Raw genomic sequence first — 14355 nt, forward strand, 5'->3', positions numbered from 1 at the left:
CATGTCGCCGCGTCGGCACTTCGACCTGGTCCTGCGATCCCAGCGCGTCGTGCTGCCGGACGGCGAACAACCCGCGGCCGTGTGCGTGTCCGGCGGAGTCGTCGCCGCGATCCTGCCCTATCTCGCCCCGGCCTCAGCGACCCGCGAGGTCGATCTCGGCTTGCTCGCAGTGCTGCCCGGACTGGTCGACACACACGTCCACGTCAACGAGCCGGGCCGGACCGAGTGGGAGGGGTTCGACAGTGCGACTCGTGCGGCGGCGCTCGGCGGCGTGACGACGCTGATCGACATGCCGCTCAACTCCATCCCGCCGACTACGACCGCTGACGCGCTGGCCGAGAAGCGGGCCGCCGCGAAGGAGCAGATCTCGATCGACGTCGGGTTCTGGGGTGGCGCGGTGCCCGGCAACCGGTCCGAGTTGGCTGCTCTGCACGACGCGGGCGCCTTCGGGTTCAAGTGCTTCCTGGCGGATTCGGGGGTGCCGGAGTTCCCCGCTCTGGACGCGGTCGAGTTCGAGGCGACGGCGCGGCGGGTCGCTGAGCTCGGCGCCCTGCTGATCGTGCACGCCGAGGACCAGCACGCGCTCGACCAGCGCCGTATCGATCAACACCGTATTGATCAGCACCGCGTGGGCGAGCGCGCCGGGGCGGCGGATCCGGGGTCCGGTGGCGCGGCCGCCGCCGCGCAGGCCAGGCCGGTGACCGAGTTCGCATCCTTCCTCGCCTCACGGCCCGACGCCGCCGAGTCCGCCGCCGTGACGCGGGTGCTGGCGGTCGCGCGCCGCACCGGGGCTCGCGTGCACATTCTGCATCTCTCCTCGGCCGATAGCCTTCCGCTGATCGCGGAGGCGAAGGCCGGCGGTGTGCGGGTCACCGTCGAGACGTGCCCGCACTACCTGTTCTTCGCCGCCGAGGACATCCCGGACGCGGCCACCGAGTACAAGTGCTGCCCGCCGATCCGCTCCGCGGCCAACCGAGAGCAGCTGTGGGCCGCCCTTGACAGCGGACTGATCGACTTCGTCGTCTCCGACCACTCGCCTTGCCCTCCCGAGCTCAAGCGGCGCACCAGCGGCGACTTCGCCACCGCCTGGGGCGGGATCGCCTCGGTGCAGCTCGCACTGCCGGCGGTGTGGACCGAGGCCCGCCGGCGCGGCTGGACGCTGGGCCGGATCGCGGCGCTGATGGCGCTGCGCCCCTCCGACTTCGTCGGCCTGCCGCACAAGGGACGCATCGCCGTGGGCTGCGACGCCGACCTCGTGGTCTTCGACCCCGACGCCGAGTTCACCGTGGACGGTGCGGCGCTCGCCCACCGCCATCCCATCACGCCTTATCAGGGCTCGACGCTAACTGGCGTCGTCCAGGCGACGTACCTGCGCGGCCGGCTCGTCGACGACAAACCGTATGGCAAGCTGCTGCGACGGATCATGAGCGGGCCGCGTGCGGCGGCCTCTCTCGAACCCGCCGACGGCGTTGCCGCTGCGGCGACAGAAGGCGAGGCGGTTGGAGCATGAACGAAGCGCGGGGTGCGAGCGCAGCTGGAGTAGGAACGACGTTCACGGCGCTGCCCGACCTCGCCTCGCGTGCGCTCGGCGGCTCGGTCGTGTGGGCCAACGACGAGTTCTTCGCCGACAAGGAGAACCTGATCAACCCCGCCGAGCCCGTCTTCAGCCCCGGGACCTTCACCGCGAAAGGCCAGCAGTACGACGGCTGGGAGACCCGCAGGCGCAGGCCCGGGGCGCCCGGCGTCGCAGGGAACGATCACGACAGCGCGATCGTCAGGCTCGGCGCCCCCGGCCTGATCCGGGGCGTCATCGTCGACACGGCCCACTTCCTCGGCAACTACCCGCCCCGCTGCTCGGTCGAGGCGACCTGGTGCGACGGGTACCCCTCGCCCGAGCGCCTGTTGGAGACGGCACAGTGGACTGAGATCGTGCACTCCTACCCGCTCAGCGGCGGCCACGCGCACCACTTCGCGGTCAACAGCCGAGGGCGCCGGTTCAGTCACGTGCGACTCAACCTCCTGCCGGACGGCGGAGTGGCGAGGCTGCGCGTGCACGGGGAACCGCTGCCGGATCCGGTTTTTCTCGACGGCGTCACCGTGAACCTCGCCGCGCTGAGCGACGGCGCCCGCGTCTCAGCGTGCAGTGACATGTACTTCGGCAGCGCCGACAACATGCTGATGCCCGGCCTCGCGCGCACGATGGGCGAGGGCTGGGAGAACGCGCGCCGCCGCGATGACGGCAACGACTGGGCCGAGATCCGCCTTGTGGGCGAGGGAATCGTGCGCGTGCTGGAAATCGATACGACGCACTACAAAGGCAACGCACCATACGAGGCGATGGTGTCCGCGGCCCGAGTCGGCGAGGACCGGCAGCCCGCGCAGGAGGACTGGTCGGTGCTGCTGCCCAAGACCGAGCTTCAGCCGGACACCGCTCATCGATTCCTGATTCGGGATGCGGGGCCTGCGACGCATCTGCGGCTCGACATCTACCCCGACGGCGGCATCTCGCGACTGCGAGCGCTCGGAGCACTGACGCCCGCAGCGCTCGGCCAGCTCAGGAGCCGCTGGGAACAGTCCCGGTGAACTGGACGGCGCATCAACGCATGGCGCGCCGCGGGCCACTGCCGTCACGCGCATAGCCGCGCGGTCGGCCATGATCTACGATGCGGAACATGTCGTTCGCCGGGCGCCTGCGCGCCGTGCCGATCCTGGGCAGCTCAGCCTTCGCAGCGGTCGGCAAGCGGGTCTTCCCGCGCGCCGACCTGGCCGTGCAACGAGCCACCGGCGGCCGCTTCTCGCTGTCCGGCACGGTCGGCATGCCGCTGATGCTGCTGACCACCACAGGCCGCCGCACCGGCGAGCCGCGGGTGACCCCGGTGACCTACGCCGAAGACTCCGGCGACCTGCTCGTCATCGGCTCGAACTGGGGCCAGGAGCACCATCCGGGCTGGGCACTCAACCTGCGCGCCAATCCGGACGCCACCGTCGAGATCCACGGCCGCCGCATCGAGGTCAAGGCGCGCGTACTCGCGGGCGCAGAACGCGACGCCGCGTTGGCGCTGCTGCAGCGGGTATGGCCGCACTTCGCCACCTACGCGAAGCGGGCCCAGCACCGGGAACTGCTCGTCTTCCGCCTGACCGAGAGGTGATCCGATGACCGACGAGAGCACCGCGCGGGACGCCTCGGCCGCCGGCGGCGGCGCGAGCACCGGTGCGGCTCGCCGCCTTGACGGCACCACGGCCGTGGTCACCGGCGCCTCCAGCGGCATCGGCGACGCGACCGCCCGGGCGCTGGCGGCCCGCGGCGCGAGCGTCGTGGCCATCGCGCGCCGGGCCGACCGGCTCGACGCGCTCGTCAAGGAGATCGCGGCCGACGGCGGAACCGCGCTCGCGCTTCCGGTGGACGTCACCGACGCCGACCGCCTGCGCGAGGCCGTCGACACCGCGGCCGGCGCGTTCGGCCACGACCGCATCGACATCCTGGTCAACAACGCCGGGATCATGCTGCTCGGGCCGGCCGCCACCGCCTCGCTCGAGGACTGGCGGCACATGGTGGACCTCAACCTCACCGCGCTGCTCACCGCCACCCACGCCGCCCTCCCGCACCTGCTGCGCGCCGCCGAGACCGGGCCGCGCCAGGTCGCCGACCTGGTCAACGTCAGCTCGATCGCCGGGCGGGTGGCGCGCCTCGGCAGCAACGTCTACAACGCCACCAAGTTCGGCGTCGGCGCGTTCAGCGAGTCGCTGCGGCAGGAATTCGCCCGCCGCCACCTGCGGGTCGCGCTCATCGAGCCCGGAGCCGTGGACACCGAGCTGCGCGACCACCTGCGCCCGGAGATCCAGGAGGCACAGGCGCAGCGGTTCGCGGGCGTGAAGGTGCTCGAAGCCCGGGACATCGCCGACGCGATCGAGTACATGGTCACCCGGCCCCGGCACGTCGCGATCAACGAGCTCATGGTCCGCCCGACGGCGCAGGAAGCCTGACCACGCTGCCATAGCGCGGCGCGCAGCGCATCGCGGTATCGAGTGAACCTGCTCGTACACGCGTACGTGTTATCGCGCAGGCGAAGGCGCGCCCTACTAGACTGGGCTGAGCCGAAGCTGAAGACAGCAGATTTTTTCAGAGACCCGCCGCCCGCTCGCAACTGCTCCCCGCGAGGCGGCGTCTTTCATGAAGAGATCGACACGCAGTGCCAGCCGAAGACGCAGTGCCAACCGAATGAGACGGCGGACGGGCCGCCCACGCAACGACCTTGGGGACTGTCGCACCATGACATACGGATCCGACGGCTCGGACTACCCGGACTACGGTCGTCCGACGCCGCCCCCGCAGCGTCCGGGCCAGTACCCCGAGTCGGGCCGGTACCAGGGGCAGCAGCCCGACCAGTACGCGGGCGCGCAGGACGGCGCTCAGCGCGGAAGGCACTCCGAGCGCAGCGAGTTCTTCGACCAGGAGGCCTTCTACAGCGAGGCCCCGCGTCGGGCGCAGCCGCAGCGCGCATATGGCCGTCCCGAACCGTACGACCCTTTCCAGACTCGTGCGCACGATGAGCAGGCCGAACGACGCCGCCGTGACGGCGGCCAAGCGGCCGGGCAAGGCCGCGGCAGGCACGGCGGCGACGGACGCAGCTACGGGGGCGTGCAAGGCGCCGATCTGTACGGCCGCGAGCAGGCTGGATACGCCGGCGACGGCCGTCCCGGCGGTCGTGGCTATGGCGATGACGGACACGGCTACGGCGATGGCCGCGCACCGCAGGACAACCGCGCATACGGCACCGGGCGGCCTCGTACCGCGGACCGGCTCGGCGCGACCACGGTGCTCGACTCGCGCGCATTTGCGTCGAGCGCGACTGCCGATCCCCGCACGGACCAGGTGGGTTCTTCCCGCCGCCGGGCCGGCGATCCGGACGAGTCCGGCGACCCGGCCGACGCGGACACCGGCTCCGGGCGCCGCAAGGGCAAGAAGGTCGTACCGCCGCACATCAAGCGCCGCCGCAAGATCATCCGCCGCAGCATCCTCGGCGTGTTCCTGATCTTCTTCGGCTACGTCGGCATCACGCTCTACCCGTACCTGACCGCGCCCGGCACCGACCGGCTCGCCGCGCGCGTCGCCGAGTGGGGCCGCGACCACCACATGGGCTGGGCGGTGACCTGGCTGGAGAACGCCAGCTACAAGCCGCCGCCCACCGGCGGCGGGCTCAGCGCGAGCCAGATCGCGCAGCTGCAGGGCCCCACCGTCGCCCCGCCGACCAAGCCCGACATCGACACCCCGACCAACATCACTCCGCTCGCCGCCGGCACCATTCCCGGCGAAGGCGTGTGGCGTCCGGTCACCATGGGCGCGAACGGCGCTCCCATCGTCGAGAAGACCGCGCTGCGCCCGGACGCCCAGCACACCTCGGACCTGGCGTACGCGGTGTGGATGAACCAGAAGGCGCTCAGCTTCACCCTGCACCCCGGCTACCAGCAGCCCGGCGGGACGTGGAAGACCCCTGACACCATTCCGGCGGACCAGCGCGCGAATCTCGTGGCGACGTGGAACGGCGGCTTCAAGGTCAAGCCCGACGACGCGCTCGCCGGGTTCTACATGGACGGCAAGAGCGCCGTCCCGCTGGTGAACGGTAAGGCAGCCGAGGTCTTTTTCACCGACGGCTCGATAAAGATCGGCAAGTGGGGCCGGGACGAGACCATGGGCCCGACGATCGCCGCGGTCCGCCAGAACCTGAGCCTGCTGGTGGACAACGGGCAGGTCACCGTCGGCCCCGGCGACGGGTCCAGCGCCCAGTGGGGCTACACGATCAAGAACTCTTACTTCATCGCGCGCTCCGGCGTCGGGATGACCGCCAAGGGCGACATCGTGTACGTCAGCGGGAAGTTCCTGTCCGTCTACACGCTCGCCAAGCTGCTCCAGGCGGCCGGCGCGGTCAACGCGATGGAGCTGGACATCAACCCGGACTGGGTGTCCTTCATGACCTACAGCGGCGACGCGGCGAACCCGGCGCCCTCGAAGCTGTGGGACTTCACCCAGCCCGCGGACCGCTACTTCCAGCCCTCGGACCGCGACTTCGTCTCGGTATCCAAGCGGTAAGGCCGCTGCGGCCGGCCCCGTCGGAGGAAAGCGTCAGCGCCTCGGCGGGCTGGATTCGCCCCGCTCGCCGTCCCATGACGACCTCTGGCTGCGTTGCGTGAACGCCCACGGACAACCCCGGTCCGAGGGCGTCCCCGCGCCTTGCCATAGGCCGCCCTGGAACGCCTCGCTTGCGGGCGAATCCAGCCCGCCGAGGCGCTAGGCTCGGATCATGGGCTCGGCGCTGAACGACCGATTCGGCCGGACCGCCACAGATCTGCGGCTGTCCCTGACCGATCGGTGCGACCTGCGCTGCACCTACTGCATGCCGGCTGAGGGCCTGCCCTGGCTGCCCCGGCCCGAACTGCTCACCGACGACGAACTGGTGCGGCTGGTCGACATCGCGGTCAGCCGGCTCGGCGTGCGCGAGGTGCGGCTGACCGGCGGGGAACCGCTGATCCGGCCGGGCATCGTCGGCATCGTCGCGCGCCTGGCCGCGCTGCGCCCCCGCCCCAGCCTCTCCGTGACCACCAACGCCACCGCGCTCGAACGGCTCGCGGCGCCGCTGGCCGAGGCCGGGCTCGACCGGGTCAACGTCTCGCTCGACAGCCTCGATCCGCAGACCTTCAAGACGCTCACCCGCCGCGACAAGCACGCCCGCGTCCTGGCCGGCATCGAGGCCGCCGCCCGCGCCGGAATGCGCCCGGTGAAGATCAACTCGGTGCTCATGCGCGGCGTCAACGACCACGAGGCCCCGGCGCTGCTGCGCTGGTGCCTGGAACACGGCTACGAACTGCGGTTCATCGAGCAGATGCCGATCGACGCGCAACACGGCTGGGACCGCGCACAGATGGTCACCGCCCAGGAGATCCTGGACCGGCTGGCCGCAGAGTTCCGCCTCGAACCCGAGGGCGAGGCGGTGCGCGGCACGGCCCCGGCCGAGACCTGGCTGGTGGACGGCGGGCCCGGCGCCCCCGGCGGCGGCCGCGTCGGCGTCATCGCGTCGGTGACCCGGCCGTTCTGCGCCGCCTGCGACCGCACCCGGCTGACCGCGGACGGCCAGGTGCGCACCTGCCTGTTCGCCCGCGAGGAGACCGATCTACGCGGCCTGCTGCGCGGCGGCGCGGACGACGAGACCATCGCGCAGGCCTGGCGCACCGCGATGCTCGGCAAGAAGGCGGCCGCCGGTATCGGCGAGCCCGGATTCGTGCAGCCGCAGCGCTCGATGTCCGCGATCGGCGGCTGAGCGCCGCGACGCTTCGCGGGGCTGCCTCGGGAGCCAGCATTCCCTCGAAAACGCGATAAAAGGCGGCCTGCGCCCGCGTCCGCTGGACCGCCGCCGACCGCGGCGCTGAAGCGAGCGCGCAGCGCCGAAAAAAGAGGCGTCGGCTCGCGCACGGGGGGACGCGAGCCGACGCGGCATCCTGGACGGCCACGGGGGGAGCCGCCCAGCATGCGGGGCAGGGCGCCCAAAGGTCGGCCCCGCCGGCACCGCCCTGACGGGGGAGCAGGGCGTGCATCAGAAGTATGGCATGCCCGCCAGAAGTCGTGAACCCCCGCTCACGAAATCGCAGGAGCTGAAACGGATAACGCCTGCCCCAGGCCGCGCTTGGGCCCCGGGTTCAGCCCGTCGCGGTGCCGTGCGCCCGCGACGCTTGATCAGGACCCTGATCGGGCTGCGCCGCGCCAGGCCCGTCCGCGGTCGCGGCGCCGTCGGACAGCGGCGCCCGCCGGATGTAGCCGTTCGCGGTCGAGGCCTGCGCGCCGCCGTCCGCCCCGGATCGCGGGCCGTAGCCGCCCTCGTCCTTGACGACGAACTCGCCCTGGATGAAGCCCGGCTGCTCGCCCGACTTGGGCAGCCCGCGTTGCGCCGCGCCCAGTTCCTCGCGCGGCGGTGCCAGCAGCAGGTTCGTCGGACCCTTGTCCTGCGCCGGGCCGCCGTTGGCCCGCACCACGGCCACGTACGGGATGATCGTCGCCACCAGGCAGAGCCCGATCTTGATCGGCCAGGAGATCCCGGGAACGCAGACCACCACGATGATCGAGACGACGCGCACGAGCATGGTCACGATGTACTGCTTCTGCCGCCGGGAGATCTCCTGCATGTGGCTGGTCTCGGCGGTCGTGATCCCGTACACCTGGTCCTCGTCCTGCGGCCGGTGCTCGAAGTCGTCGCGGTTCCCGCTGTTAGGCACCCCATCAGCGTACGACCGGACGGCCGGCCCGTTCAGAGCGGGTGACCGTCCGGTTCCGTCGACTCAGCTGGCCTTCGACACCGAGGACATGTTGAAGTCCCCGATCCGCAGCGGGGGCATGGCGGTGCGGGTGAAATAGTCGTTCCACTCGCGCGGCAGGCACTGCTCGCGGCGGCCGATCTCGGCGATCCGGCCCATCAGGTCGACCGGCGACTCGTTGAACCGGAAGTTGTTGACCACCCCGGTCACCTCGCCGCCCTCCACCAGGTACACCCCGTCGCGGGTCAGCCCGGTCAGCAGCAGCGACTGCGGATCGACCTCGCGGATGTACCACAGACAGGTCAGCAGCAGCCCGCGCTCGGTCGAGCGGGTCATCTCCTCCAGGCTGGGCGCGTCCGCGTCGCTCGGGCCCTCCATGAGCAGGTTGTCACCGGGCAGCGCCAGCGGCAGCCCGGTCGTGGCGGCGGAGTGCCGCGTGGTCACCAGCCGCTCCAGCACTCCGTCGCGCACCCAATCGACCGGCTCGACCGACAATCCGTTGTCGAAGACCGACTGGCTGCCGGAGGAATAGCGCGCGATGTTGAACGGCGCGGCCTCCAGGCCCGGCGCGAACGGATCGGACCACAGCCGCAGCCCCTCCACGCCGATGCGCGAGCCGACCTTGGTGCCGTGCGCCGAGCCTTCCCCGCGCGGTGCCGAGAACACCGTGCGGCCGTCGGCGGCGTCCCGCGCCGAGGCGACGTAGCTCATGTAGATGTAGAGGTCTGCGACCGCGGACGGCGGCAGCAGCGTCTCGTAACGGCCCGCCGGCAGGTCAACGCGGCGCTTCTGCCAGTCCAGCCGCTGCGTGAGCTCGTCGCCGAGTGCCGCGACGTCCACGTCCGCGAAGTCCTTCGTGTAGGCGCCGGCCCACGCCGACCGCACGAAGTCGGGCGACTTGGCGTTCAGCTCCAGCGTCCCGGTCGGCTGGTCGTGCTTGAGCCGCAGCCCCGCCGAGGTGGCCAGGTAGGTGGTCGTCATCGAGTGCTCGGCGAACCCGAACAGCAGCCGGCCGCCCGCTCGCGCCGCCTCGAACGCCTCGCCGAGCGCGGGAGCGAACGACGCGAACACGTCGATCGACGTCCCGGCCGGCGCCTCGCCCCACTCGGCGCACGCGGCCGCGGAGGGCGAGCCGACCAGCGGCTGGGCGTCCTCCGCCGGACCGGCGTCCCGCGCGGCCTGCTCGCTGGCCCGCACCAGGTCCTCGATCGTGTCGCGATCGACACCCGAGCGGGAGAGCACCGCCGCCGACGTGCCCTGCGCGCCGTTCACCGTCGAGATCACCGTGACCGTGCGGCCCTCGGCGACCCCGTTCGTGGTCAGCGTGTTGTTCGCCCAGCGCAGGTTCGCCGTGGACGACTCGTCCACCAGCACCACCGCGCCGTCCGCGCGCGAGAGCTCCAGCGCCCGCTCGGCGAGCTCCTGCGCCGTCGCCACGCCCGTAGCCGCCCCGTTGCCGGTCACCGTCCCGCCTCCTGCACCGTGTTGAGGATCCGCACGCCCCGGAACAGCGCCGAAGGGGCGCCGTGGGAGACCGGGGCGGCCTGCCCCGGCTGGCCCTTGCCGCAGTTGAACGCCCCGCCGAGCACGTAGGTGTGCGGGCCGCCCACCGCCTCCATCGAACCCCAGAAGTCCGTCGTCGTGGCCTGATACGCGAAGTCGCGCACTTGTCCGGCCAGCTTCCCGTCCACGATCAGATACGCGCGCTGCCCGGTGAACTGGAAGTTGTAGCGCTGCATGTCGATCGACCAGGACTTGTCCCCGGCGATGAACAACCCGCGCTTGACCCGAGAGATCAACTCCTCGGTCGACGGTCCGTCAGGGGCCGGTTGCAGTGACACGTTCGCCATCCGCTGGATCGGCACGTGCCCCGGCGAGTCGGCGAAGGCGCAGCCGTTGGACCGCGAGCCGTGCAGCCCCTTGAGCTGCGCGATCCTGCGGTCGAGCTGATAGCCCACCAGAACGCCGCCCTTGACGATGTCCCACCGCTGCGTCTGCACGCCCTCGTCGTCGAAGCCGATCGAGGCCAGGCCGTGGTCGACGACCCGGTCGCCGGTGACGTTCATCACCTCGGACCCGTACTTCAGCGTTCCCAGCTGATCCAGCGTCGCGAACGACGTGCCCGCGTACGCGGCTTCGTAGCCAAGCGCGCGGTCCAGTTCCGTCGCGTGCCCGATCGACTCATGGATCGTCAGCCACAGGTTCGAGGGAGCGATGACGAGGTCGTAGACACCCGGCTCGACGGAGGGCGCGGCCAGCTTCTCCGCCAGCAGGCCGGGCAACTCGGCCAGTTCCGCGTCCCAGTCCCAGCCGGTGCCGGTCAGGTACTCCCAGCCGCGTCCGGCCGGCGGGGCGAGTGTGCGCATCGACTCGAACGCCCCGGGCGTGCCGTACTTGCCCTCCGCGTCGATCGCCACTGCCTCGACCACCGGATGCACCCGCACCCGCTGCTGGGTGGTGACCGTGCCGTTGGTGTCGGCGTAGAACTTGTTCTCCTTCACGGCGTGCAGCGAGGCGTCCACGTGGTCCACGCCCTCGGCATCGAGCAGGCGGCGCGACCACTGCGTCAGCAGCGCGATCTTCTCCGCGTCCGGTATGTCGAAGGGGTCGATCTCATACGCCGAGACCCAGAACTGCTCGCCGTAGGACGGCTCCGCCGCCAGCACCACCGGCTCGGCGTTGACCGGCCGCGACACCCGCGCGACCTGCACCGCCTGCTCCGCCAGCCGTGCCGCGGCCTGCGGGGTCTGCACGACGCCCGCCGCGAAGCCCCACGTGCCCTCGTGCACGACCCGCACCGAGATCCCCGTCTCGGAGCTGTCGTTGACCCCGTCCAGTTGACTATCGCGAAGTCGGATTAGCTGCTCGCGGATGAGCTCCGACCGGAAGTCCGCATGCTCCGCGCCCAGCTCCCGCGCCCGGATCAGCGCCGCCTGCGCCATCTCCCGCAGCGGCAGCTCCAGGAACGCGGGATCGATCCGCTCCGCGTCACCGCCCTCCGCGCCCTGAGCATCGCCGGAACCGCCGACACCATGCTGCTCTTGACTCACACTGCCCTCCCGTGTCCGACTCCACGCTGCACGTCCACACCGCGACACCTGCCCCCGAACCTAGCTGAACTCCACGACCCTGTCCTGGCCCTTTTGTAGTCCCCCGCAAGGGGCGCGCACGTCCAGGAGCGATAGCGTTCCCGGGGGGACCTACCAGCATCGCGACGAGGGAAGGACGCACGCGTGGCGGAAAGCAGCGCGGCCAGGTCGGTGCTAGTCACCGGCGGCAACCGCGGAATCGGACTGGCCATTGCACGGGCCTTCGCAGAGCGGGGCGACAAGGTCGCCGTGACCTACCGGTCCGGCGAACCGCCGATCGTGCCGGTGAAGGGCGAGGGCTCGTTCCTCGCCGTGCGGTGCGACATCACCGTGCCGGAAGACGTGGAGCGGGCGTTCCAGGAGGTGGCCGCGGCGCACGGTCCGGTGGAGGTCCTGGTGGCCAACGCCGGCATCACCCGCGACACCCTGGTGCTGCGGATGAGCGAAGAGGACTTCGACGCCGTCGTCGACACCAACCTCAAGGGCTCCTTCCGCGTCGCCAGGCTCGCCGCCAAGGGCATGCTGCGCCTTCGCCGCGGCCGGATCATCTTCATCTCCTCCGTCGTGGGCCTGTCCGGCTCGGCGGGACAGGTGAACTACGCCGCCTCCAAGGCCGGCCTGGTCGGCATGGCCCGCTCGCTGGCCCGCGAACTGGGCTCGCGCTCGATCACGGCCAACGTGGTCGCCCCCGGCTTCGTGGACACCGAGATGACCGCCGTGCTCACCGAGGAGCGCCGGGCCGAGATCGTCTCCCAGGTGCCGCTCGGCCGCTACGCCAGCGTGGACGAGATCGCCGGGGTCGTGAAATTCTTGGCCTCGCCCGACGCGGCGTACATCAACGGAGCCGTCATCCCCGTGGACGGCGGACTGGGAATGGGGCACTGAACCCGATGGGAATCCTGGACGGCAAGCGCGTCCTCGTCACCGGCGTCATCACCGACGCGTCGATCGCCTTCAGCGTCGCGCGCCTGGCGCAGGAGGAGGGCGCCGACGTGGTGCTCACCGGCTACGGACGGCTCTCGCTGGTCAACCGGATCGCCGCACGGCTGCCGAAGCCCGCGCCGGTCATCGAACTCGACGTCACCAACGAGGAGCACCTGGCCGCCCTGCCCGGCAACGTCCGCCAGCACCTCGACGGGCTCGACGGCGTCGTGCACTCCATCGCCTTCGGGCCCACCGACGCCCTCGGCGGCAACTTCCTCAACACCCCGTGGGAGTCGGTCGCGACCGCGGTCAACGTGTCGGCGTACTCGTACAAGTCCCTCGCCATGGCGGTCGCCCCGCTGTTCGGCGAGAGCGGCGGCTCGATCGTCGGCATGGACTTCGACGCGCAGGTCGCCTGGCCAGGCTACGACTGGATGGGCGTGGCGAAGGCGGCCCTCGAAGCGACCAGCCGCTACCTGGCCCGCGACCTCGGGCCCAAGGGCATCCGCAGCAACCTGATCTCGGCCGGCCCGGTCAAGACCATGGCGGCCAAGTCCATTCCCGGCTTCGAGCGCTTCGAAGGGGTCTGGGACGAGCGGGCCCCGATCGGCTGGGACATGAACGACCCCGAGCCGGCCGCGCGCGGTGTGATCGGCCTCTTGTCCGACTGGTTCCCGAAGACCACGGGCGAGGTTATCCACGTCGACGGCGGCGTCCACGCAATGGGCGTCTGACCCCGGCAAAGACGCTCAGTAGACCTGTCAACGGCGTCGCGCAGCCTCCTGCGCGACGCCGTTTTTCGCTAGAGTGCCCTGAGAAACCCCCCGCGCCCGCGGCGCCCTTCATGCGCCGAACGGAAGCCGGGCCGGGGAACGAGAGCGACAAGCACACCAAGAGCAGTACGCAGGACGGGAAACACGGCGCGAGCCGGCGCAGGGCGAGCGCAGACGGCGAACGGGAAGCGGGGTGACGCCATGCTGGACGCGGGTGGCGGCGGGGGCTCGATGTACGCGGTGCAGATCGAGTCGCTGGAGACCTTCCAGCAGAAACTGACCTCGATCCTGCAAAGCCTCGAGGCGGACAACAGCGTCATGAGCATGAACGACGGCTCGAACAGCTTCGGCGACTTCCCCGAGGCCACGGCGTTCTCCTCGGCCTACGAGCAGACCAAGCAGGACCTCATCAACTCCTTCAACGAGGTCACCCAGCTGGTCAATACGATGATCAACGTGGTCGGCACGAGCGCGAACCGGTACAAGCAGACCGAGCAGGACATCACGAACAAGTTCAACTCGATCCTGCAGCAATACGGCGACTCCGCGACGCCGCCGACCTCGACCTCCGGCTCCACGACCGGCACGACGTACTACCCGCAGAACAGCGGAAGCACGTACGCGATGCCTGGCAGCAGCACGAGTACGGGCACGAACACGACGACAAGCACGAACCCGGGCTCGACGGACACGACGACGACTACAACCACCACGACGCCGTCGCCCACGCCCACTCCGACGCCGACAGCAACGCCGACGCCGACACCTACTCCAACCCCGACGCCCACTCCGACACCTACGAGCTCGAACACGTCGGCCGGCGCGGCATAGCGAGGGGGAGCGGACATGACCGACAACAGCAACTACAGCAACACCGACCACCAGACGCTGTACAACTACGTGCAGTCCGGCGACCCGAACGCGATGAACGAGACCGCGCAGGCGTGGCAGTCTCATTCGACGCAGCTGCAAGAGGCCACGCAGGAACTCCAGACGAACCTGACGGCCATTCAGTCGCAGTGGCAGGGAGCTGCGGCCGACGCGTATTTCCAGCAGTCGCAGACGGTCGCGAACAAGATGCAGACGCACGCCGACAACGCGGCCAACACGAGTGTCGCGGTCACGAACACGGCGAGCGCGCTGAGCTGGGCCCGCGAGAACATGCCGAGCCCGCCCACGTGGCTGGAGCAGCAGGCGGCGAACATCGACTCGAACTGGGGCACGGGTATCGCCGCCGGCATTCTGACCGGCGGTGAGGCGAACATCGC

13 protein-coding genes are annotated in these 14355 nt (G+C 70.7%); 10 read left to right on the forward strand and 3 right to left on the reverse strand.

From position 1 onward, the window contains the following. The first annotated feature begins 1 nt into the window (after nt 1). The 6 genes from VFA06_RS13440 to moaA all read left to right on the forward strand — a co-directional run bounded on the left by VFA06_RS13440 (nt 2) and on the right by moaA (nt 7313). Entirely contained in the window at nt 2-1510 is a 1509-nt protein-coding gene (locus tag VFA06_RS13440; protein ID WP_324840867.1) for an amidohydrolase family protein, read from the forward strand. Next, nucleotides 1507-2583 carry an allantoicase gene (alc, locus tag VFA06_RS13445; RefSeq protein ID WP_324840868.1) on the forward strand — a complete coding sequence of 359 codons (1077 nt, stop codon included), beginning with the start codon at nt 1507-1509 and terminating at the stop codon, nt 2581-2583. Before VFA06_RS13440 ends, alc begins: the two co-directional genes overlap by 4 nt. A gap of 89 nt (nt 2584-2672) precedes the next feature. Next, nucleotides 2673-3149 carry a nitroreductase family deazaflavin-dependent oxidoreductase gene (locus tag VFA06_RS13450; protein ID WP_324840869.1) on the forward strand — a complete coding sequence of 159 codons (477 nt, stop codon included), beginning with the start codon at nt 2673-2675 and terminating at the stop codon, nt 3147-3149. A gap of 4 nt (nt 3150-3153) precedes the next feature. Then, nucleotides 3154-3984: an SDR family NAD(P)-dependent oxidoreductase gene (locus tag VFA06_RS13455; RefSeq protein WP_324840870.1), complete on the forward strand. Its 831-nt coding sequence runs from the start codon at nt 3154-3156 to the stop codon at nt 3982-3984. Between the two features lie 286 nt (nt 3985-4270). After that, nucleotides 4271-6088, forward strand: a complete 1818-nt coding sequence (locus VFA06_RS13460) for a phosphodiester glycosidase family protein (protein ID WP_324840871.1) — start codon at nt 4271-4273, stop codon at nt 6086-6088. 211 nt (nt 6089-6299) lie between these two features. Beyond that, nucleotides 6300-7313 carry a GTP 3',8-cyclase MoaA gene (moaA, locus tag VFA06_RS13465; RefSeq protein WP_324840872.1) on the forward strand — a complete coding sequence of 338 codons (1014 nt, stop codon included), beginning with the start codon at nt 6300-6302 and terminating at the stop codon, nt 7311-7313. A 376-nt stretch (nt 7314-7689) separates the two neighbouring features. On the opposite strand, the gene VFA06_RS13470 is transcribed toward moaA, so the two are convergent. From VFA06_RS13470 to VFA06_RS13480, 3 genes are all read right to left on the reverse strand, one after another. Then, nucleotides 7690-8262 (reverse strand): DUF3099 domain-containing protein, encoded by a 573-nt coding sequence (locus tag VFA06_RS13470; RefSeq protein WP_324840873.1) that lies wholly within the window; start codon nt 8260-8262, stop codon nt 7690-7692. Between the two features lie 63 nt (nt 8263-8325). Next, complete coding sequence (locus VFA06_RS13475) at nt 8326-9765, reverse strand: metallopeptidase TldD-related protein (RefSeq protein WP_324840874.1); 1440 nt, start codon at nt 9763-9765, stop codon at nt 8326-8328. Beyond that, the gene (locus VFA06_RS13480) at nt 9762-11243 is read right to left on the reverse strand and encodes a TldD/PmbA family protein (RefSeq protein ID WP_349260173.1); all 1482 of its coding nucleotides are present in this window, start codon (nt 11241-11243) and stop codon (nt 9762-9764) included. The genes VFA06_RS13475 and VFA06_RS13480 overlap by 4 nt, the downstream gene beginning before the upstream one ends. Nucleotides 11244-11534: 291 nt before the next feature. Here VFA06_RS13480 and fabG point away from each other — a divergent pair, with 291 nt between their 5' ends. From fabG to VFA06_RS13500, 4 genes are all read left to right on the forward strand, one after another. Next, nucleotides 11535-12275, forward strand: a complete 741-nt coding sequence (fabG, locus tag VFA06_RS13485) for a 3-oxoacyl-[acyl-carrier-protein] reductase (RefSeq protein ID WP_324840876.1) — start codon at nt 11535-11537, stop codon at nt 12273-12275. Between the two features lie 5 nt (nt 12276-12280). Beyond that, nucleotides 12281-13048: an enoyl-ACP reductase FabI gene (gene fabI, locus VFA06_RS13490; protein WP_324840877.1), complete on the forward strand. Its 768-nt coding sequence runs from the start codon at nt 12281-12283 to the stop codon at nt 13046-13048. 240 nt (nt 13049-13288) lie between these two features. Continuing rightward, nucleotides 13289-13918: a hypothetical protein gene (locus VFA06_RS13495; protein ID WP_324840878.1), complete on the forward strand. Its 630-nt coding sequence runs from the start codon at nt 13289-13291 to the stop codon at nt 13916-13918. A gap of 15 nt (nt 13919-13933) precedes the next feature. Continuing rightward, nucleotides 13934-14355 (forward strand): WXG100 family type VII secretion target (locus VFA06_RS13500; protein WP_324840879.1); only part of this gene is annotated, 422 nt, incomplete at its 3' end.

Source organism: Actinocrinis sp. (assembly GCF_035653575.1).
Taxonomy (GTDB): domain Bacteria; phylum Actinomycetota; class Actinomycetes; order Streptomycetales; family Catenulisporaceae; genus Actinocrinis.